Below are 26,559 nucleotides of genomic sequence, written 5' to 3' on the forward strand. Positions count from 1 at the left end.
CGAGCAATTTAATAAAATGTCAAAATGACACGCACTATTCCTACAGAAAAATTTCTCACCGTAGAATTTAAAAGCGATCGCCTGCGCCTTTTTAACCGAGAACTCATTGAAATAGTTGTATGTCTTGCTAATACTGATGTAAGGGAATTTTACCTTGGTGTTGAAGATGATACCAGATTGGGAGCCGTTCATGTTCGTTGGGAAGACTACATTAATTCCATAGCTTAAAAATACGCGCCGCGCTTTTTTCAGTCCGTGCAAGGTAAGAAAACTTATGTCCTGGCGATCGCACAATGAAACAGCCCTGCTTAACAAGCTACGGTGGTGTACACAAGTCTTCTAAAGTGCGTTCTTGAGGTTTCGATCCCCCCTAACCCCCCTTAATAAGGGGGGAAGTTGATTCTAATTCCTCCTTTTTTAGGATGTTTCATGTCTTTTCTAGAGATCTATGTACACCGTAGCCTTAACAAGGGGGGCTAGGGGCGATCGCATTTGTCTTTAAGGTTTAAGAAATTGACATAACAACCAAATCTCTACCTATAGGATATATCTATAGGACAGTAAAACAAGTTGATATAACCTTGTTTTTCTGACTTTGGCTAGAAGAAATGATGGCAAGAAATATTTATTCTAACTATAGAATTAATTTCTAGCTCGGTACGTATCCGCTTAATGTATTGCCTTGCAGCCAAACAATCTTTAATTTATTAAAGATGTGAGTAAAGCCTTTCTTTAATTTTTTTAGATGTTCTTGCAAACAAATGGCGAATTTATCCCTTTTGAAAAAATATTTATAGAACCATGAATCTAGGTAACAAAAGCCCGATAAACGTGGATATAGGTAACAAAAACCACTTAAATTCTAGCACAAACGAGATGTTTCAACATGTTTGGAATGCAAAGGTAGTCATAGCCACAGCAGTGTTGGCAATGTTTGTCCGAATGGGATATGGTACTGATGCGGCTTCACCTCCAGGGCTTACAAGTACTTATGATATAACCAGCAACACGGATGATTATATTGGTAGAACCGTGACGATTATCAGCAAGCCTTTTAAAAAAGTTGGTTCAAGCTCTTTTACAGTTAGTGATAGCCGATTTATGAGTGGCGAGCCCTTTGTAGTCGTCAACACTACAGGCGTACCATTTGATTTACCTCAAAATAAAGACGTAAAAGTTCAAGTCACGGGTGAAGTTCGTAATTTAGAAATTCCACGAATCGAGCGTGACTACAATTTGGATTTGCAGGATGAATACTTTAAAGATTATCTGAACAAACCTGTCATTATTGCTCAAAATATAATACAGTCACCAACACCCGGTCAAATCACGAGCAATCCCAAAAGATTCTATGGTAAAACTCTTGCAGTGAGAGGGGAAGTGGATAACATTCAAAGCCCAGTTTTATTTACTCTAGATGAAAATTATATAGTAGGCGCACAGGATTTGCTGGTTTTTCTCAAACCTTCGCCACAACAGGAGATTCAGAAGGACCAGACCGTGATGCTTGTGGGGGAACTGCGTCCGTTTAATGTCAATGAGATTGAACAAGCGTATAACGTAAAATGGGATGAAAGAGTGAAAGCCCAGTTAGAGGCTGATTATAGAAATAAGCCCGTCTTTATTGCTAGCGCTATCTACCCTTAAAGTGACTAGTACTACACGGCGTAAATAAGGCAACCATTAGTAAAAGATAAAAAGCTTACCATAAAGCTTTTGCGCCTTCTGCCCTCTGCCTACGAACTTCTGCCTTCGTGTACTAGTGACCGATGACCCGTAGGTAGGGAAGACAGCCCACCATTCAATGTTAGTGGTTAGCAGGTTATATAAAGTCCACGTAGGTGGACTTTGTTTGTACAGTCGCGAATTCTATTCGCCCCGAGCGTAAGTTTCTTATTTTCATAAAGTCCACGTAGGTGGACTTTGTTTGTACAGTCGCGAATTCTATTCGCCCCGAGCATAAGTTTCTTATTTTCATAAAGTCCACGTAGGTGGACTTTGTTTGTACAGTCGCGAATTCTATTCGCCCCGAGCATAAGTTTCTTAGAAATGATTTAGGGTAGAGAACATATCTTGAGATAGGTGTATCGAGATCGCCTTTAGAGATACTACTGTAATTGAACCTACCTTTTGACTAAGACCAAGGAGATATGTTCGTTCTTATAGTAACGGGCATAGTTTCATGTGGGACTAATGACTATATCTTTGTAGTTGTGATGTATGCGAGTTACAACTACAGACGTAGTATAAGTGTTTAGCCGAACTTGATATAACTCCTTAAAAATACTATTGATAAAGCTAGATACTAGGTAGGGTATACAATGTTGTAATATTTTTGACTAACAATGAATCAGGAAAAAGCAATTATTGTAGAGCAGACTCCCAGCGAGTCACCTCAAGACTCTGCGTCAAAAACAGAGATTGTGATTCCCAGTGAAAGTGTCTTTTTAATTCCTCTCTTCTTTTTACTCGTTTTTTCAATCGCTTTTTTAAAGCAAACTAATTTCACACAAGCTTTATATCAAAGAATAGTTAATTCAAAACTTTATTCTCGAATTCCGTGTTTTAGATGCCAATTCTTTAAACAAAATCAATACTTGCAATGTGCCGTGCAGCCTAGTTTAGTGATGACACGATCGGCTAGTGAATGTCCCGATTACTTGCCTCAAAAAGGTAAAAAATAAGTCATGCTTTTTAGATAATCGAGCGATAAAGTCATACGGATATTGGAAAGCAAGCTGCAATCAATATTTTTGAGAAGAGGAGGTTTGATGCAAGACCAGTGGTATAAAAACGCGATCGCATACTCTCTGGATGTAGAAACGTTTATGGACTCGGATGGCGATGGTGTGGGTGATTTTCAAGGACTAACTCACTGCTTGGACCATCTTGCTGGACTGGGAATTACTTGTTTGTGGCTCTTACCTTTTTATCCTTCCCCCAATCGAGACAATGGTTACGACGTCATGGACTACTACAATGTAGACCCTCGATTGGGAACGCTCGGGGATTTTGTGGAGTTCATGTACCAAGCACGCGAGAGAGGGATTCGGGTTCTAGTGGATTTGGTAGTGAATCACACCTCCAATCAACATCCCTGGTTCCAAGCAGCAAGATCTGATAAAAACTCTAAGTACCGGGATTACTACGTGTGGACAGATAAGCTTCCCGAACACCAAGTAGAACCTGTTTTTCCTGATATTGAAAGCAGTGTTTGGGAGTATGACGAAACTTCTCAAGCCTATTACCTGCACCACTTCTACAAAGAACAACCAGATTTGAACATTGCTAACCCCGCAGTGCAAGCAGAAATTTATAAAATTATGGGTTTCTGGTTGGAATTGGGAGTGTCTGGTTTTCGGATAGATGCGGCTCCTTTCTTGATAACGGGACTTGGGATTGAAGGTGCAGACGAAAAATGCCTGCAAAATTTTCTGTCTCAAATGCGAGAATTTCTTTCTTCGCGCAGTACTGATGCAATACTGCTTGCAGAAGCAAATGTAAAACCGGACCAATTCTCCGTGTACTTTGGAGAAGGCGATCGCATGCACATGCTATTCAACTTTTTGTTGAATCGCCATATGTTTCTTGCTCTTGCTCGTCAGGAAGCAGCACCTCTGATTGATGGATTAAAGTCAATACCAAAAATTCCTCAAATTGGACAATTGCTTAACTTTGTCCGAAATCACGATGAACTCGATCTTTCTGGGCTGGCTTCAGAAGAACTCGAAGAAGTCTTTGCGGCTTTCGCCCCTGAAGAAAATATGCGGAGTTTCGGACGGGGTATTCGTCGCCGACTACCACCCATGCTAGAAGGCAATTGTCATCGTATAGAACTGACTTACAGTTTGATGTTCAGCTTACCCGGTACTCCCATGCTGCGTTACGGTGATGAAATCGGTATGGGTGATGATTTGTCTTTAGAAGGTCGCGAAAGCGTTCGTACTGTGATGCAGTGGTCGGACGAACCCAATGGTGGTTTTTCCACTTCTCTCGAAAAAGCTCTTGCCAAACCAACCATTTCAAAAGGCAATTACGGTTACAAACACGTTAACGTTGCTACCGAACAGCGCGACCCAGCTTCCTTAATGAATTGGATGGAAAGACTGATCCGCATTCGCAAGCAATGTCCGGAATTTGGTCGGGGAGGGTGGCAAATTCTAGAAACCGATGAACCTTGTGTCTTTGCTCACTGCTGTGAGTGGCAAGGTAGAGCGGCGATCGCAATTCACAATCTTGCAGATAAAGAGTGTATTGCCACTATTAAAACAAACAAGTACAAGCACTTGATTGAGTTGTTTTGCGATCGGCAATACGAACCAATTCAAGGTGAAGTGCTTTCCATTGCTTTATCAGCATACGGTTATCGTTGGTTCCGAGCAAATACGATGCGTTAAATAGCTAATGGCTAACGGCTAATAGCTAATGGCTAATGGCTAATAGAACAATTAGCTATTAGCTATTAGCAATTAACAATTAACAATTAACAAAACATATGATAAAAATTGGCTGTCAAGCTTCCCACGAACAATTTAAACCCAGCGAATTGCTCAAGTACGTCCAATTGGCAGAGCAAGCTGGATTTACTCATGTCCTATCCTCCGACCACTTCCATCCTTGGAGCGAACAACAAGGGCAAAGCGGTTTTGCCTGGTCTTGGCTGGGTGCTGCAATGCAAGCTACACCCACACTTTCCTATCGAGTGGTTTGTGCTCCAGGTCAGAGGTATCATCCAGCGATCGTTGCTCAAGCTGTAGCAACTTTATTGGAAATCTTTCCCAATCGCTTCATCTTAACGGTTGGTAGCGGTCAAGCACTCAACGAACAAATTACTGGCAATGTTTGGCCTACCAAGTCTCAACGCAATGCTCGTCTTAAAGAATGTGTCGATGTAATGCGTGCTCTTTGGAGAGGGGAAACTGTCACTCATCATGGGTTAGTGTGTGTCGAAGAGGCAAAACTATACACCCGCCCTGAAACACCACCCCCAGTTATTGGAGCTGCTATTACCTCTAAAACCGCAGAATGGATTGGCAGTTGGGCTGATGGACTGATTACTATTTCTCACCCAATTTCCAAGCTCAAAGAAGTTGTTGAAGCTTTTCGTCGTGGTGGTGGTGAAGGCAAACCTATGATTTTGAAAGTTCAGCTTTCTTACGATCGCGATGAGGACGCAGCACGGCAAAAAGCACACCAGCAATGGCGCAACAATATTTTTGAGAATATTTTGATGACAGAGTTACGAACTCCACAGCAATTTGATGCTGCTGGAGCGTTTGTTCAACCCCATGAGTTAGATGCACACGTCCGGATTTCTTCAGATCCACAACAGCATATTGAATGGCTTCAGGAGTATGTCGATCTCGGATTTGATGAACTTATCTTGCACAATGTTAATCGGGAGCAGGAGCAGTTTATTGAAGTTTTTGGTGAAAAAGTCTTGCCAGTAGTAACACGTAATTAATTTTTGATTGTGAAGATTACATCTCCATGAGGTTGTTGCTAGAAAGTAAGATTTCTTGCCTTTCGGTGAAACTCATGGCAATTCCCTTTTCATAGTATGCAGCTTCATTGATAAATATGGGATAAACAGTGGATTCTCCCGTATAAGGAATGTCTTGACCATCAAAAGTCAGAAACATTGGATCGCCAGGATGAAGTGGTTGGTAATCTCTAAACTGAAGCCGAGGATGAATCATTGCTTGAATTTCTCCCCTCTCATTTCTCGGATAATCTACATTACTGGTAATAAGATAAACAGTGACTGTACTGGGAGATTGTGGTACTGTTCCTTGGTTGCTAGCTTCTAAATAATTCAAGATAGTACATACAAGTTCTTCAGTTTTTTGAAACCATTCTGCACTCAAAACACTTTGTGCAACCGGACCTACCTCAATAACAAAGCCTAATTCACAAAGAGAACGGAGAAAACTACTTTCTTTATCGGAAGCAGGACAGGACACTTTTACCAATGGGTTCACCGAACTTAAGTAAGCTCCCAAGTTAAGTAAGAAAGGATGCTTGTTTTGCAAAATAATGCTGAGTCCCATGTTTGTAGTTGTCGAGTGTAAATCCATAATGACATCTACTTGGGAGTTCCCTTTTGGGACTAAAAGTTGTTGTATGTTTTTTGCGCGAGTGTCTTCGTAACTAGATAAAGTTGTATCCTGTAAGTCTTGCTTCAAAAAACAACGATTTAAGTCTTTTTCAATATATCGCCTGCGTTCTTCAAAAGCTCTGGGATTTCCCAATAATGTTAATGTTTGAAAACTAGGGCGTTGAATTAAAGCAGGATCTTTTTCAAATTTTTTGATTAAATAGACTCCTGTAAATTCATTTCCATGGGTTCCGCCCACTATTGCAACCCGTTTAATTTTAGTCATAAGTTATGCAATCCAGAACTTTTCTTCAAGTATATAAACATATACGAAGAAAGTTCAGCACCCGATCTCTCCGACTTCTTCAAGAAGTCGGAGATCTGGCAAATGTTAATTTTTACACAAGACTTGTGGTTTGGGGAAAGTATCGTCCCAATATTGAGTACACAATTCCGGGCGTTGCGGGGGATTAGCAGTATAAACAAAAAACAGCGCTGACCTATCTTGTGTTCTTAAAGTTCCATGGTGTAAAGCACGTCGCGGATCTACAAAAATAACTGTACCTGCGGGTCCGGGACACGATTTCCAGTACTTTTTAGGAATAATTTCTTGCACCTGTTCATCGTTAATGCCTACGTAATTAGACCTCCACAGTTTGTAATAAAGTCGGTAATAATTCAAGCTAGGCGCTGAGGTTAAAGATAAGGGGATATACTCAAAAGGTCCGTGATGCTCTTCTACATCAGTTAAATAAATAATAATTTTGATAATACGGCGGTCTTCGGAATCTTTATGCCAAAGAAGAGTTCCAAATTGGTTCTCGTTAGGAAAGTCTTTACGCAAATGGACCCCGTGAAAGGCAATTGGAAGTCCAATATAGTTTTCAATTATGGAGAGTAGTCTTTTTTCCTTTCCCCATTGAGAAAACTCTGGAAAATCTGTCATCGTATAAATTTGCGGTAATCTTTCCGTTTTACCTGTTTGATTTACCGATAACATCCCAGACAGATGCTCATCTGATGCTTTGAGAAGTGTGGAAGTAGTGCTTATACCCAATTCTTCAAGAGAGGTCACATAAGCTCCCTCTGTTTTGAGAGCATCTACAATTTTGCGATCGCGCTCTTCTAACACAGGGACTTTTCCTGCGTACTTAATAAGCTCTGTCTTGTAAATTAATTCAGACTGTAAGTCATTGACTTTTCTTTTAATTTGATTTGCAATGTTGTTAATCATGACGTAAGTGTTAGCTAAAGTGCATATTTTTGGTTTTTTAGTTTATAGATGATACCCCATTTTTAGACAAACTCTTAGTGGATAACTCAGCATATTCTCCTACAGACATCTCCCGATTACCCATTATATCTAAAACAGATAAAACAACTAGAGTAAAGAAGGGAACAACAGTCTTTATCGTAAACATGGGCCATCTTCTCAATGCACCAAAGAGCACTTTCCAGTTAGCTTCTTGGAAGCTCCTCCAAACCATTTGCCTGCAATATTGCTTGGAATAGCCGTTTTGTTCCAGTTTCATCAACACTTCAGTTATATGTTTGTATTGCATTAATAGTGCTGACTTTTGTTCTTTCTGCCAATAGCTTACCCCAACAATACATTCTACGTAAGTCTTTTTAGTTACGATGACTCTACCGTTAGCAGCACAGTAACCTGCTATGTACGCTAAAGATATCCAGTTTTGTGCAGCGTCTTCCCATTTTTGAAGAGCACTTTGCACCAAATCGGTTCTGTATATAGAAGCTGTTAGAAAAATGACTGCTCCCACGCTCTTAGTAAAACAGTGTTCAAAGACAGCTTTTCCGTCGCGATCGCCATTTTCACTATCAATATCAAACCAACGATTTCCAATTATTGTAGGTGGATGAACTGGTTCGCCAGTTGTTTTGTTACGACCGGAAAAATTAAGAAATAAGAGTGATAAGTCCTCATATTTTTTAATTTTTTCAAAAATATACGGTACTGCTTCATTTTCAATTGGATCGTCATCTCCAATTGCCCAAACATATTTTGTTTTTGCAGATTTTAGACAGTTTATGATATTAGGCATTACACCTAAATTCTCAGGATTTTTATTGGCATTAAATGTAATATGATTGAGTTTTGTCTGCCACTTTTTAATAATTTCTTGAGTATTGTCAGTGGAACAATTATCCGAAACGTAAATTTCACACTCAGATTCAAAACCTTGAATGGCTTGAGCAATCCATGCCAATTGGCGGTCAAGTAATTCTGCGCGATTGTAAGTGGGTATAGCGATAGTCAGTAATTTATTCACAGTTTTCACGGTTGGTGATAAGTACTCTTGAATCCCATGTTTAGAGACTAGCTCTGATTTTTGCTATATCTCACAATAGAAGCAATTGAAATAGGAAATCATTAACTGATAGTTTTTAGAGTTATTCAGTTATGTTATACGTAATTTCCCCATTGCTATATGAAAGCTTACAATTCTCACTTAACAAATCTGTGTAAATTCTATGACGAAAATGTGACAAGTTGTTGATTTCAAAAAATATTTTTTTATATTTTTAGTAAAAAAATTAACTTTATAATACTATCTTTGAGATTAATTTCTGATGTTAATAACCCGATTTTTATTAAATTTTCTGTAAAGAAGTTTCTAGAATGTAATATTTTTAAAGTAGTAAAAAGAAAATCTGTAAAAATACTGAGTTAAATTTTCTGTAAAGAAGTTTCCAGAATGTAATATTTTTAAAGTAGTAAAGAGAAAATCTGTAAAAATACTGAGTCTTTAATTCATCTAATTTTTGCTGAAATAGCTTTGCTGTAGTAAGTTATAAATGGAAAAACCCCGATACTTAGACAAAAAGTGAGTAAGGTTAGCCTGCGATCGCGATTACTTTTTTCCCACGTTCTTGTCATGTTAGTAGGCTTGAGCACCCTAGTTATGGTAGGCAGGTTCTTCTCGCCCCAACTGTTTGGATTGCATTTAAAGTCTCTAGAGGGTAGGGGATTTGACTTAAGTAAAATTCGGCATGAATTAGTTGAGGAGTTTGAAACAGCCTGGAACAGAGGAGCTTGGTGCTCTATATTAATAGGTGCAACTGTCGCAAGTGGCTTAAGTTATCTAGTTGCCCGACGAATTGTACAACCTCTCAATCAAATGGAAAAAATTACTCGGCAATTCGCACAGGGAGATTTAAAAGCGCGAATACCTGAAAATGAGATTCCAGAGTTAAACCGTCTTGCCATCAGCTTCAATAGAATGGCAGCTAATCTTGAAGGTGTGGAACAGCGCCGTCGAGAACTTATAGGAGACTTAACCCATGAACTTCGTACCCCACTGACAATTTTAGAGGGATACTTGGAGGGTTTGGCAGATGGTACAATTGAGCCTTCGGTAGAAGTTTTTCAGAGATTGGCTAGGGAAACAACGCGATTGCATCGGTTAGTTGATGATACACAAGAACTTTCTAAAGCAGAAGCAGGATATTTACCTATCAATATACAACCTGTTAATTTATATCCATTGTTTCTGTCTTTGATTCAGCGCTTCTCGGATCAACTTTTAGAAGAAGGTCCGGTGTTACGTTTGGATTGTCCGCTCAATCTTCCCCTAGTCTCTGCCGATCCCGAAAGAGTTGAGCAAATTTTGGTAAACCTTCTTGGCAATGCAATCCGTTACACTCCTAAAGGTACCATAATGATAAGAGTTTGGAGCGAATCTCCTAAATTATGGATTGCAGTTATTGATACAGGGCAGGGCATTAGTCCAGAGGATCTACCCTTTGTGTTTGACCGCTTTTGGCGATCGGATCGTTCTCGTGTTCTCAGCCCTGGAGGTACTGGAATTGGTTTAGCTATCTCGCACCGTCTTGTTGAGTTACAAGGAGGCGAGATCCAGGTACAGAGCAAGCTAGATGAGGGAAGCACATTCCAATTCTCGTTGCCATTGGTTTGAAAACAGGTATGAGGGGATAGAGGTTAGTGCTTGGGGACGATTCAATAGAAAAGGCAGAGATAAAGGGCGGAAGAGATTTATTACTTTTGCCTTCGCTCTAAATTTAACTTAATAGCTAATGATTTAGGATTGCTATAGTAGTTCAATGTATGTGATTGTGGATAATATCATCAATCATGGCTTCTACATTCGTGTCATAGAGATCTGATTCTGTCAAATAAAACCTTACAAAGCGCTCATCAACATTAAACGCTTCATCCAACCAACCCTTAAAGCCACGGGCCCGTTTGTCAATCTCCATTAAAACTTCTAGTTCATGGGGGCTTAAGTTAAAAATAATTTCTAACTCATCTAATTGAGTTCTGTAGTTTCCTACAGGACGAAACTCAAACTCTTGCACAAAAGGATAAGCCCCACCAAAACGATCGGCGTATTCGCACTCTACTTTATGGAGGTGAAAACCCAGTTTCTCTACTGCTTCGAGAACTCTATGTACTAAAGGGTGAGGTCTAACTTCCAACGCATCCCTGTCTTTAGGGTTGATAGCAGTTTTAATGTCCAATCCCGTTCTCACATAAACAGGAGTACCCCCCAAACTAAGTGGCATTTCATAGGGAAGTTGGAGTGAAAATGGTACAACAAATTCCTCTTTTGGTTGAATGCTCAATCGCTCCAATAAACGATAGTTAACCATCACGCATTCTTCATGATAAGTAGAGTCTTCTGTTTCGCGCTTGTACTCAGTCGCCAATTTCAAGTAAATATCATCAATATTTTGCGCGACATCTCCACCAATAATATGAACTTCACCCTCTAGCAAATCACCAGGCACAACGGAATCATTAAACAAGCGTGTATCAACTTTTGCAGCACCAATACCTACACTTGCTAAAAACTTTTTAAACATAGAAGGAAGGATTATGAATTATGAATTATGAATTATGAAGTTTAGCCTGTATGGAACTAATTTCTTTCATATATTAAACCTAGCTTAACTGACCAATCCCTAATTTGTCTGTAATGATATTGTTAAATTTTCAATTATGAGATAAACATACCCATCACCCCAGCCCTTCTACCTCAATGGAGTTGAGTGTAAGGATGCTCTCTTGTCTGGGAAGAGGTAAGGGTTAGGGAAAACTCTTTTTTCATAATTCATAATTTATAATTCATAATTCATAAAAAAAAGCTCCTGCTTTGAAGCAGAAGCTTTAACCCGATTATCAGTGATGAAAGAATTTATTAATCAAGATCTCCCATGAACAATACGGGCTCAGTTTCACGGTCAATTCCCTTCTCGAAACCGCCAGCAGCTGCACGAGCGCGACCAGCATGCCATAGGTGACCTACTAAGAAGAAGAATGCCAGTACAAAGTGAGAAGTCGCCAACCAAGCACGAGGAGATACGTAGTTGAAGGAGTTGATCTCTGTTGCTACACCACCTACGGAGTTCAGAGAACCCAAAGGAGCGTGAGTCATGTACTCAGCAGCACGACGAGCTTGCCATGGTTGAATGTCGTTCTTGATTTTGTCTAAGTCAAGACCGTTAGGTCCTCTTAGAGGTTCCAGCCAAGGACCTCTGAAATCCCAGAAGCGCATGGTTTCACCACCAAAGATGATTTCACCTGTAGGAGAGCGCATCAGGTATTTACCAAGACCCGTTGGACCTTGAGCGGAACCAACGTTAGCACCCAAACGTTGGTCGCGGATGAGGAAGGTCAAAGCTTGAGCTTGAGACGCTTCAGCACCAGTAGGACCGTAGAATTCGCTTGGGTAAACAGTGTTGTTGAACCAAACCATACAGGAAGCGATAAAGCCCATTAAGGACAAAGCGCCCAAGCTGTAGGAGAGGTAAGCTTCACCAGACCAAATTGAAGCGCGGCGAGACCAGCCGAAAGGTTTGGTGAGAATGTGGAAGATACCACCTGCGATGCAGATGAAACCAACCCAAATGTGACCGCCAACAACGTCTTCTAGGTTATCAACGCTGACAATCCAACCTTCACCACCGAAGGGTGACTTCAGTATATAACCGAAGATCACAGCAGGATTCAGTGTTGGGTTAGTAATAACACGAACGTCACCACCACCAGGTGCCCAAGTGTCATACAAACCGCCAAAGAACATCGCTTTTAGTACCAACAGCAGAGCGCCACATCCCAAGATGATGAGATGGAAACCGATAATGTTGGTCATCTTGTTCTTGTCTTTCCAGTCGTAACCGAAGAAAGAAGAATACTCTTCTAGGGTTTCTGGACCTCGGATGGCATGATAGATACCGCCAAAACCAAGTACTGCCGAAGAAATAAGGTGCAATACACCAACGACAAAGTAGGGGAAGGTATCAATAACTTCACCACCAGGACCAACACCCCAACCAAGGGTTGCTAGGTGAGGTAGCAGGATTAAGCCCTGCTCGTACATGGGCTTTTCAGGAATGAAGTGAGCAACCTCAAACAAGGTCATTGCTCCAGCCCAGAAAACAATCAAACCAGAATGGGCAACGTGAGCACCCAAAAGTTTACCGGAGAGGTTAATGAGACGGGCGTTACCAGCCCACCAAGCAAAACCGGTGGAGTCTTGGTCGCGTCCTGCGCCCATCACTGCAGGTCTATTAGAGAGCGTTACCACGGGGCAGTACCTCTTCAGGGAATACAAATTTTTCGTGAGGCTGGTCTTGAGGAGCCATCCAAGCGCGGATACCCTCGTTCAGCAAAATGTTTTTGGTATAGAATGTTTCAAATTCTGGGTCTTCTGCCGCACGCAATTCTTGCGACACGAAGTCATATGCTCGCAGGTTAAGTGCCAAACCGACAATCCCAACAGCACTCATCCACAGACCTGTCACTGGTACAAACAACATGAAGAAGTGCAACCAGCGCTTGTTGGAGAACGCAATCCCGAAAATCTGTGACCAGAAACGGTTTGCTGTCACCATGGAGTAGGTTTCTTCTGCTTGGGTGGGGTTGAAGGCGCGGAATGTGTTCGAGCCTTCGCCGTCTTCAAACAGAGTATTTTCTACTGTTGCTCCGTGGATCGCACACAGCAGCGCTCCACCGAGTACACCAGCCACTCCCATCATGTGGAATGGGTTGAGTGTCCAGTTGTGGAACCCTTGCAAGAACAGCAAGAAGCGGAAGATCGCTGCGACGCCAAAGCTTGGTGCAAAGAACCAGGATGATTGTCCCAAGGGGTACATCAAGAATACGCTCACGAACACTGCTATCGGCGCGGAAAACGCGATCGCATTGTATGGACGAATCCCTACGAGTCTGGCGATTTCAAACTGTCTGAGCATGAACCCGATCAGACCGAAGGCTCCGTGTAGCGCTACGAAGGGCCACAACCCCCCAAGCTGACACCAACGGGTGAAATCTCCTTGTGCTTCTGGTCCCCACAGCAGTAACAACGAATGTCCCATGCTGTCTGCTGGTGTGGATACTGCTACTGTCAGGAAGTTACATCCTTCCAAGTAGGAGGACGCCAAGCCGTGTGTATACCAGCTTGTTACGAATGTTGTACCGGTCAGCCAACCGCCGAGGGCGAGGAATGCACAGGGAAACAACAGTATCCCCGACCAACCTACGAATACGAAACGGTCGCGCTTCAACCAGTCGTCTAGAACGTCAAACCACCCTCTTGTACTGGGGGCGCGTCCAACTGCGATGGTCATTGGACTAAAATCCTCTTTTTTACTAAAATTGCAACTTTTTGAGGAATTAAGGTTTTGTTTATGACACTGACAGATGCCTCAAAGCAACTGACTATTGTGAGAAACTACTACCTTAAGTAGTTTAAGTCTCTCATAAAACCTCATTGAGGTTGCTTACACTAGTGTCACAACAGTTTCTACCAGTTGGTAATCCATCTTGCAGAAACTTAATGATTCTTAACTTATCACATTAGTTCGGCTTTGTGCTCGATTAACACTTAAAAATTAGGTATAAAGCACAAATCCTCTACTTATGATTAATATCAGAATTTTTACAATCTGACACAACTTTTCTCAGAAATCTCACAAAACTTGCAATACACGTGCTCCAGTGGCAGACTGGAGAAAAGGAGCACCCAAATTAGGGAAAAGCTGTTTGCAAGAGGCGAAAGTTTACACCCTAGCCCCTAACCCCCAATTCCTGACCCCTGAATTAGAAGGTAGTTCAGTTCGATGACGGCATCAACAACCATCAACAAAGGCGAGTTCCCGTCAGAGGGGAACTCTACTTCAAACGTTCTTCATCAAAAGGTTCTCGGTTCCCGTCGGTTCAGTAACTACTGGTGGGCAACTGTAGTCTCAATGGGAGCCACAGGCTTTTTGCTAGCTGGAGTTTCAAGTTATCTAAAAGTGAATTTACTTCTAGTAACTGACCCAACGCAACTGGTATTCTATCCCCAAGGATTAGTCATGGGGTTGTACGGTTCTGCCGGAATACTATTAGCCCTTTACCTGTGGTTAACAGTTCTTTGGGACATAGGCGGCGGATACAACGATTTCAATCGAGAAACAGGAAAAGTAAAAATTTTTCGCTGGGGCTTTCCTGGCAAAAACCGTCGTATAGAAATTGATTGCAGCACGCAAGACGTACAATCAGTTCGAGTAGAAATTAGAGAAGGCCTTAATCCCCGTCGAGCACTTTACTTACGCGTTAAGGGTCGTCGAGACATTCCTTTATCGCCAGTCGGTCAACCCATCGCATTGCAAGAGTTGGAAACTCAAGGCGCTCAATTGGCACGCTTTTTGGAAGTACCTTTGGAAGGACTGTAGTAGCTAATGGCTAATAGCTAATGGCTAATGGCTGATGGCTGATATTCAAGATTGCCCTTAGCTCTTCGGCGATTTCCTTAGGGAGACGCTACTCGTTGCTACAGGCTATACCCCAGTCTCCTAGCGTGGAAGACCGCTCTGGGTATCTCCTATCGGAGACGCGAGACGCTTTCGTCGCCGACGCGACACACTTCGCGATGCGAAGCTATGCCCGTAAGGGCTATACGCTAGTAGCCAAGACGCGAGAAACCCCTCCAGGTTCGCCAGTCCCGGTGGTCGCGGGAAACCCCTCCCTTGTTCGCCAGTTGCCAGGGCGCGGGAAACCCCTCCCTTGTTCGCCAGTTGCCAGGGCGCGGGAAACCCGCCTACAGCACTGGTCTCACCGCCTACAGCACTGGTCTCACATTAGCCATTAGCTATTAGCCATTAGCCATTAGCAATTGGTAAGATACATTGGTCGCTGCTGTACTTGATAATGCGGTTTAACATTTCCAAATTAGCAGTTGCTTTATTGACAGTTGGAATTTTTTGGCTTGGCGGTTGTTTTACTCAGCCATCTGTAGCTAGCGCTCTACCAACTTTCATGCTGACGCAAGCAACTACCCAGTCAAATCTCGGGAATTTAACCAAACAAGCAACCCTTGTATCTCAACTTACAAAAAAGAGTACCCCCAGAATGAATGAATTACCACGGCTAGAAGGCAAGGCAACTGTAGTGATGACTGTTAATGGCTCACCTATTACCATTGAACTGGATGGTACAAATGCCCCTATCACTGCAGGCAATTTTGTAGATTTAGTCCAGAAAGGCGTGTACGATGGCTTGGTTTTTCACAGAGTTGTCCGCCAGCCCCAACCGTTTGTGGTTCAAGGGGGTGACCCTCAAAGTAAAGACCCAAAAGTACCAGCAAACCGTTTGGGAACAGGCGGTTTTGTCGATCCAAAAACTGGTAAAGAACGTCGCATACCTCTGGAAATTAAGCCCCAAGGAGCTGAGGAGCCAGTTTACAGCAAAACTCTTGAAATGGCACGCGTTAATAAACCACCTGTACTTCAGCACAAGCTAGGAGCAGTGGCAATGGCGCGATCGCAAATGCCTGACTCTGCATCATCCCAGTTTTATTTTGCTCTAGACAACCTGAGTTTCTTAGATGGCAGCTATGCTGTTTTTGGTTATGTTACCAATGGCATGGACGTTGTCAACAAAATTCAACAGGGCGATCGCATTGACTCGGCTAAAGTCACTCAAGGTGCAGAAAACTTTAAAGGCTAATAGCTAAGGGCTAATAGCTAATGGCTGTTGGACAATTAGCCCTTCGGGTTCGCCCTTCGGGTTCGCCAGTCCCCTACGGCGGGAAACCCGCCTTCAGGGCTGGTCTCACCGTTAGCCATTAGCCACGAGCAAATGAGGTTAGTATAAACTGATTGTGTTTGTATTAAGCAATGCGGTTAAACTGTTCTAAATTTTTATTCGTTTTCATTTGCAGTGCGTTTCTGTTCACCAGCTGTACAACATCGCAGGTAGCTTCCAATTCTTCTCCAACATCTACTCCGACTCAAACAAGTTCCGAGTCATCAACTGCGATAGGTAGCGAGACAGCGAGTCCAGAAACAACAACTGTATCGGAAAATGGTAGCGAGAGTATTCCCGGATTTAAAGAATTACCACGGCTAGAAGGTAAGGCAACTGTAGTGATGATAGTCAAAGGTTCACCCATCACTATCGATGTGGATGGTACTAACGCTCCGATCACTGCAGGTAATTTTGTAGATCTAGTTCAGCGCGGTGTTTACAACGGGCTGATGTTTCACAGAGTTGAGCGAGATCCAAGTCCTTTTGTGGTGCAAGGTGGAGATCCTCAAAGTAAAGACCCGAAAGTACCAGTCACCGATTTAGGTACGGGTAGTTTTATCGATCCAAAAACAAATAAAATTCGTTACATACCTTTAGAAATTAAACCGCTCGGTTCAGAAAAACCACTGTATAGTAAAACTTTTAAAGATGCAGCAGTTACTCAACAACCCGTACTAAAACATAAACGTGGTGCGGTAGCAATGGCGCGATCGCAAATGCCTGACTCTGCATCCTCTCAGTTTTACTTTGCTTTGTCCGATTTGCCGCCTCTAGATGGTAGTTATGCTGTGTTTGGCTATGTTCGAGAAGGAATGGACGTAGTTGATAAAATCCAGCAAGGGGATCGTATTGACTCTGCTAAAGTCACTCAAGGTGCAGAAAATTTGAAGTAGGGCTAATGGCTAATTGCTAATGGCTCATAGTGATTTGAATCATTATTCTCCTTCTCAGGTTGTTGATGTTTCGTCCTTGTTTCCATGCGTTGCGTAGGAATCCGTCTTAGAAGGCGGAGCCTGGGAACAAGCTGAAGTACTAAGCTGACACACAATTAGCTATTAGCCATTAGCTATTAGCAATTAGCAATTAGCAATGAGCAAAAAAGTTGTTGTTACTGGTATTGGTCTTGTTTCCGCTTTAGGTAAAAGTTTAGAGGAAAGCTGGCAACAGTTAATTGCGGGTAAATCTGGAATTAAGCTGTTTCAACCGTTTCCAGAATTAAAACCCTATCCTCTGGGGATGATTGAGGAAGAACCAGCGAGATTAAGAACACTGACTCAGTTAATTGTTTCTCTGGCGTTACAAGATGCCAAGCTATTCCTACCTTTAGTTGATTGTGGAGTTGTTATTGGTTCGAGCCGCAGCAATCAAGGTTTGTGGGAGCAGATGGCACAGATGTGGGAAAAAACGGACAAGGTAGACAAGGGGGACAAGGTAGACAATTCTTGCTTGTCTTCTCACTCTCCTAGTGTCTGCTTGGAAGATTGGTTAGAAACTTTGCCCCACATGAACGCGATCGCTGTCGCACGCCACATTGGTTCTTGTGGACCCGTGTTAGTTCCTATGGCTGCTTGCTCTACGGGAATTTGGGCGCTCGCACAAGCAGTCAATCTCATTCAAACCGGACAATGTCAGCGAGCGATCGCAGGTGCAGTGGAAGCGTCGGTAACACCTCTCACCCTGACTGGGTTTCAACAAATGGGGGCTTTAGCAAAAACAGGAGCTTATCCTTTTGATTTAAACCGAGAAGGTTTGGCGTTAGCAGAAGGCGGTGCTGTCTTTGTCTTAGAGTCAGAGGAATTGGCAAAACAGCGTCAAGCTAAAATTTACGGTCAAATCCTCAGTTTTGCTTTGACAGCAGATGCATATCATGCTAACGCTCCCGAACCAGAAGGAAGGGGTGCAAAACTAGCGATCGCACAATGTTTAAATCGGGCTTGCTTAACCTTCAATGATATTGATTACATTCACGCGCACGGTACAGCAACGCAAATGAACGATCGCATGGAGAGCAAAGTTATACAACATTTGTTTCCGCAAGGTGTCGCAGTGAGTTCAACTAAAGGAGCTACAGGTCATACTTTAGGAGCATCGGGAGCCTTGGGTGTTGCCTTTTCTCTCATGGCATTACAGCATCAAATTATACCTCCTTGTGTTGGATTGAGCCATCCTGAATACGATTTAGATTTGGTAAAAGAAGCACGTCCGAGAAAAATTCACAACGTGCTTTGTTTGAATTTTGGCTTTGGCGGGCAAAATGCAGTAGTGGCTTTGGCAAAAAACCACTACTCTTAATATTTTGTTAAGCAAATAATTTGTTAATGGTATCGCGATAGCGTTCCATAACAATTGGACGCCGTATTTTCATTGTTTGGGTCATCATGCCATTACCAATAGAAAATGGCTCAAGAATCAAGTAGAATGAACCAATGGTGTCACTAGCACAGTAGCCCGGTCTGTTTTGCACCTCACGAATTAATTCTTGACGGAATAAGTTCTGAACTGTTTTACTGTTGAGGTCAATTTCTTGAAAATTCAAGTTGTTAGCAGCAGCCCACTGCTGTAAAGCATCCAAATTAGGAACAATTACAGCTCCAAGAGCTCGGCGATCTTGTCCCACTAGCATAATCTGGTCGATATAAGGGCTCCGCCGACAAGCATCTTCAATTGGCTGAGGCTCTATATTTTCCCCATTCGTTAAAACAATCGTATCCTTTGCTCTTCCTGTCAGCACCAAATCATTGTCGGCTGTTAACCAACCCAAATCGCCAGTATTAAACCAACCCTCTGAGTCAATAACATTGGCTGTTGCTTCGGGGTTATTATGATAGCCCTTCATAATTTGCGGTCCTCTTACCAAAACTAAACCAATTTTTTCGGTTGGGAGAGGTTGACGGGTTTCAAGGTCAACAATTTTAATTTCTGTACCTGGAAGCGGTAATCCACATGAGCCACGTAAATTTTGCCAAGGACGACGGATAGTAACCACAGGAGCAGTTTCTGTTAAGCCGTAGCCGACGAGAATTTGAAAACCAATTATTTCAAAGAAGTTTTCCAAATGCATTGCTAAGGAACTACCACCGCTAATGACTTGCTTAATTTGACCACCAGTTGCAGCAATAACTTTTTGATACAACAGCCGTTCTGCCAAAGCGTGAAACGGTAAAAAAACAAATGTTTGAATTTTGGCTAATAGGCTTTTGAAAGGTAACAAGTTACCCTGATTGAGATCCAATCCAGACACAATTCTGCGAACCTCTATATAACGTTGGCTCATAGTTAGGAGAAAGTTAACTAGCCGTTGCTGATTTGGAGGTTGTTCTCGAAACTGCTTTTGTACTCCTTCATAAAGTGATTCCCACAATCGCGGTACACCAGCCATGTACCTGGGTTTAAAGTCTTTGAGGTCTTGCTTGAAATAACGGATGTTAGTGTAAATTTGATGACAACCTTGAGAAAGAAAAAAGTATTCTATGGAGCGCTCGTAAACATGCCATGTTGGTAAGAGCGTAAGTACGCGATCTCCTACTTGCGGTTGAAGTGCCACACCAAGAGTTGCGATTTGGTGTAGAAAGTTGCTATGAGTTAGCATAACTCCCTTAGGTTTGCCACCTGTTCCAGAGGTATACATGAGGGTAGCCAAGGAATCTCGGTTTCGATCGACTTTCTGTAGGGAATACGTCGAGCCGAGTGCTATCAGCATCTGATAGTTAAGTATTTTCAGAGTATTATCATGATTCGGCTCTTCATCAGATAACAGGACGACAAACTGAATTGGTAAAGAATATATCTGTGGACACAATTTTTCTAATGTTGCGTAGTTTTCTACAACTAAAGCGTTGCTGCTACTGTCTGCCAAGATAAACAGTAGCTCCTCTCGATCTGCTTGAGAACCCCGCACCGCGTTAACTGCACCAGCCAGCATAATGCCCTGATCTGCAATAAACCAACGGGGGCTGTTGTCTGAAAACAGAGCGATGTAAGGTATATTTGTCTCTCCAGGGCTAGAATGCGATCGCGAAGCGCAAGCCGTACCCGGCTTATCGCACTCCCAATGCTTGTAAGCCAGCCGCGAACAATTGAATTTGCCGATACAATTGAGTGTATGTAAAAACGCTTTCTGGACTGGCATGGGGATCGACAAGGGCAGTACTTTGACCAAATTGCTCGTGTGCCAGTTGCCAAATATCAGGTAATAACTCTATAGAAGAGTAATCTGCCAAATCTTTTATAGCTATTTGCTCTTGCTGAGTGAAGTGTAATGCGTAGTTAGAGACAGACGAAGAATTTACCATAGAAGCACAAAAAAATTTTGATTGTGAGGCTGAAGTCATCCCCGTGACTTATTGCTCGATACCCATAGACCATTACGCTGAACCGTACTTGAGAAGGTTTTGCATCTCCACACGTTCTTCACAAAAAATAGATATGATATATAAAAGTCGATAAATCTTAAAAATTATTTATCAATGCTGGTTTCTTCCTCTGGCTTGTCCAAGGTCAAAGACTCAGTAAGGGAAAAAGTTTTTTTCGGTAACGAACCGACTACCGAGTTAGTCGCCATTCTTACCGTTTACTTTGTTCAAGGCATTTTAGGATTAGCACGTCTTGCCGTTAGCTTCTTCCTTAAGGATGAATTGGGATTAACCCCAGCTCAAGTTTCGGCACTGTTAGGTATAGTTGCTCTTCCCTGGATTATCAAGCCGCTATTTGGTTTTATTTCGGATGGGTTGCCAATATTTGGCTACCGACGCCGACCTTATTTAGTGCTGTCAGGAATACTGGGAGCAACTTCTTGGGTTAGTCTTGCCACAGTCGTTCATACACCAATAGCTGCTACGCTGGCGATCGCACTGGGTTCCCTTTCAGTTGCTGTCAGTGATGTCATTGTTGACTCATTAGTGGTCGAAAGAGCAAGAACGGAATCCCAAGCAGAAGCAGGTTCTCTACAGTCTTTGACTTGGGGTGCATCCGCTTTAGGAAGTTTGATTACAGCGTACTTTAGTGGTTTGTTACTACAGCACTTCACTACCCGCACCGTATTTTGGATCACGGCAACATTCCCGCTGCTTGTCTCTGCTGTGGCTTGGTTGATTGCTGAATCACCCATTGTTAGAGACGTAAATAACAGCGATAAGCCGGGTACGGCTTGCGCCAGGGGCGAACGTACACATTTTGTTAACATCAAGCATCAAGTCGGACAACTGCGTAAAGCCATTACTCAGAAAGCAATTTGGCTACCGACATTATTTCTGTTCCTATGGCAAGCCACACCAACGGCAGACTCAGCCTTCTTCTTCTTTACTACCAACGAACTGCACTTTGAACCCGAATTTTTAGGACGGGTGCGTTTGGTAACAAGTGTTGCATCCTTGATTGGGATTTGGATTTTTCAGCGTTTCCTCAAAACTGTTCCCTACAGAGTGATTTTTGGTTGGAGTACAGTCCTCTCAGCAGTGTTAGGAATGACAATGCTGCTGCTAGTTACTCATACCAACCGCGCTTTAGGTATAGATGACCACTGGTTTAGTTTGGGTGACAGTCTCATTTTAACTGTTATGGGGCAAATTGCTTATATGCCCGTTTTAGTACTAGCCGCAAGGCTTTGTCCCGCAGGTGTGGAAGCAACATTATTTGCCCTCCTAATGTCCGTCACAAACTTAGCAGGATTGGTTTCCTACGAATTGGGGGCGGGATTGATGCACTTGATGGGTATCACCGAATCGAATTTTGATTCTTTATGGTTGTTAGTTCTGATTACAAACTTCAGCACGTTGCTACCATTGCCATTTATTAAATGGTTACCTTCCTCCGACTCTCCAACTGAGACATCAGAAACACAAAAATTACAATCTGCATCCGCACAAATACTACCATCAGTTCCCACTATAGAAGGAGAACAACCTTTTATACCTGAATTATTGTCTGAGTTAAGAGTACAACAGCCAGAATCAGTTGAATAACGAGTTCGTGGTTAGTCGTTAGTAGTAAGCCACCAACCACTAACCACTAACAAATAACAATTAACTACCAACAATATGCAGTCTTTTCAACTCTACGAAAGAGCCTCTACGGTTCCAGAAAAATCATACACTCGCGCTAGTTGGCAAGCAGGGTATCAGTCTCTCAAACAAGAGTTTGATTATTGGATTGATGATATAGAAGGGGAAATTCCCCCGGAACTTCACGGCACCTTATTTAGAAATGGTCCGGGATTGCTAGACATTAACGGTCAACGCATTCATCACCCTTTTGATGGGGATGGCATGATTTCTCGTGTCACCTTTTTTGATGGACGCGCCCATTTCAGCAACCGCCATGTTCGCACGGCTGCGTACTTAGAAGAACAGAAAGCTGGTAAGATTCTCTACCGGGGTGTTTTTGGTACGCAAAAGCCCGGTGGCGTGCTGGCAAATGCCTTTGATTTCCGGCTTAAAAATATTGCCAACACCAACGTAATTTATTGGGGTGGAAAATTGCTTGCTCTGTGGGAAGCAGCTGACCCCCACCGCCTCGATCCTTACACACTAGAGACGTTAGGAAAAGAACACTTTAATGGTGTTTTATCGGAAGGTGAGGCTTTCTCCGCCCATCCCCGTTTTGACCCCAGTTCTAGTGATGATGGGATGCCACGACTGGTTAACTTTTCTATCAAGCCGGGACTCTCCACAACAATTACTATTTTTGAGCTAAACGATAAAGGCGAAGTCGTTAGCAAACACCCTCACAGCGTACCTGGTTTTGCTTTTATCCACGATTTTGCTATCACTCCAAATTACTGCATCTTCTTTCAGAATCCCGTAACCTTCAATCCCTTACCTTTTGTGTTGGGAATGCGTGGTGCTGGAGAGTGTATTAAGTTTCAGCCACACCAACCGACTCGCATCATCATTATTTCCCGCAACCCGAAACAGAAAGGAGTTCAGATTATAGAAACTCAATCTGGGTTTGTGTTCCACCATGCCAACGCTTTTGAAGTGGGGGATGAAGTTGTGGTTGACTCTATTTGTTACGAATCGCTTCCAGAAGTGGAACCGGAAAGCGATTTTCGGGAAGTTGATTTTGATGCCCTTCAACCGGGACAATTGTGGCGCTTCCATCTCAATCTCAAACAGAAAACCGTGCAAAGACAGTTGCTGGAAAGCCAGTGCTGTGAGTTTCCTACCATGCACGCCGACAAAGTTGGGCGTCCGTACCGTTACTTATATATGGGTGCAGCACACGCAAGGAGTGGGAACGCACCATTGCAGGCATTTTTGAAAGTTGATTTAGAATCTGGCAAGCGACAACTTTGGAGTGCCGCACCTCATGGTTTTGCTAGCGAACCTATTTTTGTACCGCGTCGGGGTTCTGAAAGAGAAGATGACGGCTGGGTAGTGGGTTTGGTGTACGATTCTACCCACCATCGTTCGGATGTCGTTATTTTAGACGCCAAAGACTTTGAGCGGGGTGCGATCGCAAAATTGCATCTCAAGCACCATGTACCTTATGGTTTACACGGTAACTTTGTCTCGGAATGTTTTCTTTAAAAATTGCATAATAATTGGTGGTCAGTTTGCCTGACTTTTCACCGGATGTGGAAAAGGAAAAGTGGTTCGCGAGTATTAATGGCGAACCAAACCCTCATATTGGTTTTTGGGTGCGCTTTCTGTTGTAAAGTGCCTAATAATGCACTGTTGACTAGACAAAGTTAATAATTTTTCAGGGGATAAATTTGACAATTGTAGTACTAAAGTCCTGAAATCTTCTGGTGATAATGCTAACAATAGTTCAATAATTGCTTGTAGCTCGTTATCTAAGGTCCCAAACCGCATTTGGAGTAAGTTTTCTATAATACGACGTTCTCTCTCAATCCTTTCCTGTCTACCAAGTTGTATAACTTCTGCCAAACGTTGTTCATAAATCTATCGGAACTGCATAACTAAGTCTCTATCTTCGGTGTATAAATATGGATGTTGGTTTGTTTGTATCAGTACCGTTACCATCATCAGTAGCAGTAAAAGTAACGTTGTACTTACCAGCACTGCTATATACCAATTTCCAATCAAACATTGCCATGATTGGAATGAATATGGCACTATCTGGTAAATGTTATTTTATTGTTGACTAAATCTCCTCAATAAATCCTCACGAGATAATTGTATCAATAAAGAAGTAAATTCTTCAGGTGGTAATGCTAATAAAGGTTCAATAATTGTTTGTAGCTCGTTATCTAAAGTCTTAAACCGAACTCTAAGTAAGTTTTCTATAGTTGTGCGACGTTCATTTTGAACTCCAAGCTGTATTCCTTCTAGTCTACCTTCCTCTCTACCAAGTTGTGTAGCTTCTGCCAAGCGTTGTTCATAAATTGGTGATAACTGCATAACTAAATCCCTATCTTCTACATCTAAATTCTGACTTACTTCTAAAGTAGTTTTCAAATTTGCCAATAAATCTATAGCTTTACCACGTAAAGGATTTTTAACATCCAGTGTCTTGACTTCCTCAATTGCCCGTTGTTGTACTCTTCCTTTACCCAATAATCTCAACCAAAGTGTTTCTGGAATTACTGGTAATTGATGAATTACTACCACTGCCGTTCTTAAAGAATCTCCGAGAAAATATATCCCAGGCAACCAGTTCTCTACATCAGGTTTTGCGTTAAATCCTTCTAAAAAATCTTCACTGGCTGTAGGGGAAAGAATCCATAACCTTGGTAAAGAATCTTCATCTAATCTTGTTTCATTACGTTTTGCTTCGCGTTCGAGGCGGGCACAAGTATCAAATAACTTACCCATACAACTGCGAACTTCTGACTTTGTTACCGCGTTACGGAAAGGTTCGATTAGTGCTGCCGTATCAGTAAATCTTCCTAATAAACCCAGTATTTGTTTATCAATTTGTGGTTGGGATGATGGTGCAAAGTAAACATCGATTTCTCTTACTTCTCCTGCCACATCTCTACTTGTTTCTACTGAGCCTAATGGTGATAATAATTCCTGAAGATAGTCCTTGCAAACTGATCGTAAGGAAATCTTGTCATTTTACTTTACAATGCCTTACTTGAAGTCTACTGTTTAATGAAACATACACTACTATATATATGGTATATAATATAATATCATGTCTCCGCAAAATCACGTCGCATACAGTAATCTAAAGTTAGGCAGACAGTAGCACCATCAACTCTTGATGCCACGGTAATGGTAATATTGAAAGTAAGGCGGCAATTATTTTTGCTTGCAGTTTCAGGGGAATTGCCTTGTATGAGGTGAGAGTATCAGATGAAATTTGCTGCGATCGCAACTCCTGTTGGTATCAAAATATTATCAACTTCTTTTGGGCTACAAGCTTCTATAAGAGTAGCAATGACTGCTAGGAAAAAAATCCTTGTCAAATTAACTTGATTCGGTATTACAAGCCAAACAAAAAAGACACTAGCAACGAAGGCAAAAATCAACATTGAAAAGCTACCTTCTAGTGTTTTGGAACTTAAAATCGTGTATTTTATTTTGCCAATTCGATACCCAACTATTGGTGCAACACCATCACCCCAACCCAGGCTCGCCATCGCCACAATTCCCGCAAAATTTTTATACAAGAAAGTACCGCAAAGAGTGGCAACAATAACAAAAAAAAGCGGTCCTTTCAGAAGTTCACGCCTATCTCCCGTGCGCGTCATAGTTATCACAGCTTCATCATCTGGGTTGGCAAACAGACCTTTCTGAACTAAAAGCACAATCCACACTACAAAAATTGTTACATTCATATACTTAGACCAGTGGAGATCGTTATAAAGAGTTAAAAATCCAATAGTAGAGCCTGCACCAATATGAACAATTTTTCGACTAATATCTTGTGGTAATTTAAGTTTCAAAACACCAAAATTCAAGATTGCTAGCAATCCAAATACGTAAACAAATGTTAGTGCTGTAGCTATCAAATTTCCTAGTAACGGGCTAACGTTTAAGGCTAGAGATAACATTTTAAAGATCTCCTCCTTTCTGAAAAAATTGTTGCAAAATTTCCCCCGGTTTTCGATCCCAAGTGTCGGTATGATCGTAAATTAAAGCATTTTTGTCGAGTCTGTAAGTTGAGTAACCATTAAAATAGAGTTTAGCTTTCCAAGGAACACGCAAAATACCGCGAACAGTCCATTTTGCTAAGATGGTATCCTTGTCCGATTGAGAGACTTCATGTAAATCGAAGAAAATTTTAATAAAAAAAAGTTGTGCGTGGAATCGTAAAGTCCAAAAAATGATGCGGTAGCTTAATTTCCCCTTGAACTTATTCACGGGGTCTTGAAAAGATATATCTTGCGTGTAAATGTCGTAAGATATATCTTTTTCAAACAATGTTGGTAAATCTTGTTTGAGAGTCTCTATAATTCTTTCTACTTGAAAGTCCCGTTCCACACCATCACTCCCCAAAT

General features: G+C 42.0%; 23 protein-coding genes and 1 pseudogene. 12 read left to right on the forward strand and 12 right to left on the reverse strand.

All coding sequences use genetic code 11. The features are described from left to right. The first annotated feature begins 24 nt into the window (after window positions 1-24). The 5 genes from HC643_RS07215 to HC643_RS07230 all read left to right on the forward strand — a co-directional run bounded on the left by HC643_RS07215 (window position 25) and on the right by HC643_RS07230 (window position 5,464). Window positions 25-228, forward strand: coding sequence for a hypothetical protein (locus HC643_RS07215; RefSeq protein ID WP_038080138.1), 204 nt, complete (start codon window positions 25-27; stop codon window positions 226-228). A gap of 648 nt (window positions 229-876) precedes the next feature. Next, entirely contained in the window at window positions 877-1,647 is a 771-nt protein-coding gene (locus HC643_RS07220; protein WP_050046326.1) for a hypothetical protein, read from the forward strand. 698 nt (window positions 1,648-2,345) lie between these two features. Beyond that, entirely contained in the window at window positions 2,346-2,684 is a 339-nt protein-coding gene (locus HC643_RS41255; RefSeq protein WP_050046325.1) for a hypothetical protein, read from the forward strand. A gap of 87 nt (window positions 2,685-2,771) precedes the next feature. Then, window positions 2,772-4,397, forward strand: coding sequence for an alpha-amylase family protein (locus HC643_RS07225; RefSeq protein ID WP_038080132.1), 1,626 nt, complete (start codon window positions 2,772-2,774; stop codon window positions 4,395-4,397). Window positions 4,398-4,495: 98 nt separating this feature from the next. Then, window positions 4,496-5,464 carry a TIGR03885 family FMN-dependent LLM class oxidoreductase gene (locus HC643_RS07230; RefSeq protein ID WP_038080129.1) on the forward strand — a complete coding sequence of 323 codons (969 nt, stop codon included), beginning with the start codon at window positions 4,496-4,498 and terminating at the stop codon, window positions 5,462-5,464. 16 nt (window positions 5,465-5,480) lie between these two features. Here the strand turns inward: HC643_RS07230 and HC643_RS07235 are convergent, their stop codons facing one another. From HC643_RS07235 to HC643_RS07245, 3 genes are all read right to left on the reverse strand, one after another. Continuing rightward, window positions 5,481-6,383: an aspartoacylase gene (locus HC643_RS07235; protein WP_038080126.1), complete on the reverse strand. Its 903-nt coding sequence runs from the start codon at window positions 6,381-6,383 to the stop codon at window positions 5,481-5,483. Window positions 6,384-6,488: 105 nt separating this feature from the next. Further along, window positions 6,489-7,331 (reverse strand): phytanoyl-CoA dioxygenase family protein, encoded by an 843-nt coding sequence (locus HC643_RS07240; protein WP_050046324.1) that lies wholly within the window; start codon window positions 7,329-7,331, stop codon window positions 6,489-6,491. Between the two features lie 37 nt (window positions 7,332-7,368). Beyond that, on the reverse strand, window positions 7,369-8,388 hold the full coding sequence (locus HC643_RS07245) for a glycosyltransferase family 2 protein (protein ID WP_038080123.1): 1,020 nt from the start codon (window positions 8,386-8,388) through the stop codon (window positions 7,369-7,371). 606 nt (window positions 8,389-8,994) lie between these two features. Between HC643_RS07245 and HC643_RS07250 the strand changes: the two genes are divergently transcribed. After that, window positions 8,995-10,035 carry a sensor histidine kinase gene (locus HC643_RS07250; protein ID WP_038080172.1) on the forward strand — a complete coding sequence of 347 codons (1,041 nt, stop codon included), beginning with the start codon at window positions 8,995-8,997 and terminating at the stop codon, window positions 10,033-10,035. A 142-nt stretch (window positions 10,036-10,177) separates the two neighbouring features. Here HC643_RS07250 and HC643_RS07255 read toward each other — a convergent pair whose 3' ends face one another. From HC643_RS07255 to psbD, 3 genes are all read right to left on the reverse strand, one after another. After that, window positions 10,178-10,942: a sporulation protein gene (locus HC643_RS07255; protein WP_038080121.1), complete on the reverse strand. Its 765-nt coding sequence runs from the start codon at window positions 10,940-10,942 to the stop codon at window positions 10,178-10,180. 335 nt (window positions 10,943-11,277) lie between these two features. Next, window positions 11,278-12,666 (reverse strand): photosystem II reaction center protein CP43, encoded by a 1,389-nt coding sequence (gene psbC / locus HC643_RS07260; RefSeq protein ID WP_038080117.1) that lies wholly within the window; start codon window positions 12,664-12,666, stop codon window positions 11,278-11,280. Next, a complete protein-coding gene (psbD, locus tag HC643_RS07265; protein ID WP_038080114.1) occupies window positions 12,650-13,708 on the reverse strand; it encodes a photosystem II D2 protein (photosystem q(a) protein) in 1,059 nt (352 codons plus the stop codon). The genes psbC and psbD overlap by 17 nt, the downstream gene beginning before the upstream one ends. Before the next feature lie 492 nt (window positions 13,709-14,200). Here psbD and HC643_RS07270 point away from each other — a divergent pair, with 492 nt between their 5' ends. The 4 genes from HC643_RS07270 to HC643_RS07285 all read left to right on the forward strand — a co-directional run bounded on the left by HC643_RS07270 (window position 14,201) and on the right by HC643_RS07285 (window position 18,443). Then, window positions 14,201-14,797: a photosystem I assembly protein Ycf4 gene (locus HC643_RS07270; RefSeq protein WP_038080110.1), complete on the forward strand. Its 597-nt coding sequence runs from the start codon at window positions 14,201-14,203 to the stop codon at window positions 14,795-14,797. A gap of 475 nt (window positions 14,798-15,272) precedes the next feature. Further along, window positions 15,273-16,070: a peptidylprolyl isomerase gene (locus HC643_RS07275; protein ID WP_038087279.1), complete on the forward strand. Its 798-nt coding sequence runs from the start codon at window positions 15,273-15,275 to the stop codon at window positions 16,068-16,070. A 170-nt stretch (window positions 16,071-16,240) separates the two neighbouring features. Further along, on the forward strand, window positions 16,241-17,044 hold the full coding sequence (locus HC643_RS07280; protein ID WP_038087282.1) for a peptidylprolyl isomerase: 804 nt from the start codon (window positions 16,241-16,243) through the stop codon (window positions 17,042-17,044). A 196-nt stretch (window positions 17,045-17,240) separates the two neighbouring features. Further along, window positions 17,241-18,443 (forward strand): beta-ketoacyl-ACP synthase, encoded by a 1,203-nt coding sequence (locus tag HC643_RS07285; RefSeq protein WP_038087285.1) that lies wholly within the window; start codon window positions 17,241-17,243, stop codon window positions 18,441-18,443. Window positions 18,444-18,450: 7 nt separating this feature from the next. Here the strand turns inward: HC643_RS07285 and HC643_RS07290 are convergent. Continuing rightward, a pseudogene (locus tag HC643_RS07290) lies at window positions 18,451-20,443 on the reverse strand (AMP-binding protein). 174 nt (window positions 20,444-20,617) lie between these two features. On the opposite strand from HC643_RS07290, the gene HC643_RS07295 reads away from it, so the two are divergent. Next, window positions 20,618-22,111, forward strand: coding sequence for a folate/biopterin family MFS transporter (locus tag HC643_RS07295; protein ID WP_038087289.1), 1,494 nt, complete (start codon window positions 20,618-20,620; stop codon window positions 22,109-22,111). Between the two features lie 75 nt (window positions 22,112-22,186). Then, window positions 22,187-23,677, forward strand: a complete 1,491-nt coding sequence (locus tag HC643_RS07300) for a carotenoid oxygenase family protein (RefSeq protein ID WP_038087292.1) — start codon at window positions 22,187-22,189, stop codon at window positions 23,675-23,677. Between the two features lie 75 nt (window positions 23,678-23,752). Here HC643_RS07300 and HC643_RS07305 read toward each other — a convergent pair whose 3' ends face one another. The 5 genes from HC643_RS07305 to HC643_RS07320 form a co-directional block, all read right to left on the reverse strand. Next, window positions 23,753-24,037, reverse strand: coding sequence for a hypothetical protein (locus HC643_RS07305; protein WP_050046323.1), 285 nt, complete (start codon window positions 24,035-24,037; stop codon window positions 23,753-23,755). Window positions 24,038-24,077: 40 nt separating this feature from the next. Then, window positions 24,078-24,206, reverse strand: a complete 129-nt coding sequence (locus HC643_RS42025; protein WP_272899723.1) for a hypothetical protein — start codon at window positions 24,204-24,206, stop codon at window positions 24,078-24,080. Between the two features lie 38 nt (window positions 24,207-24,244). Then, window positions 24,245-25,084 carry an RpnC/YadD family protein gene (locus HC643_RS07310; protein ID WP_336604302.1) on the reverse strand — a complete coding sequence of 280 codons (840 nt, stop codon included), beginning with the start codon at window positions 25,082-25,084 and terminating at the stop codon, window positions 24,245-24,247. A gap of 323 nt (window positions 25,085-25,407) precedes the next feature. Further along, complete coding sequence (locus tag HC643_RS07315) at window positions 25,408-26,112, reverse strand: diacylglycerol/polyprenol kinase family protein (protein WP_038087299.1); 705 nt, start codon at window positions 26,110-26,112, stop codon at window positions 25,408-25,410. A 1-nt stretch (window position 26,113) separates the two neighbouring features. Then, on the reverse strand, window positions 26,114-26,542 hold the full coding sequence (locus HC643_RS07320; RefSeq protein WP_050046322.1) for a C6orf136 family protein: 429 nt from the start codon (window positions 26,540-26,542) through the stop codon (window positions 26,114-26,116). Window positions 26,543-26,559 lie beyond the last annotated feature (17 nt).

This window comes from Tolypothrix bouteillei VB521301 (assembly GCF_000760695.4).
In the GTDB taxonomy this organism is placed as follows: Bacteria; Cyanobacteriota; Cyanobacteriia; order Cyanobacteriales; family Nostocaceae; genus Scytonema; species Scytonema bouteillei_A.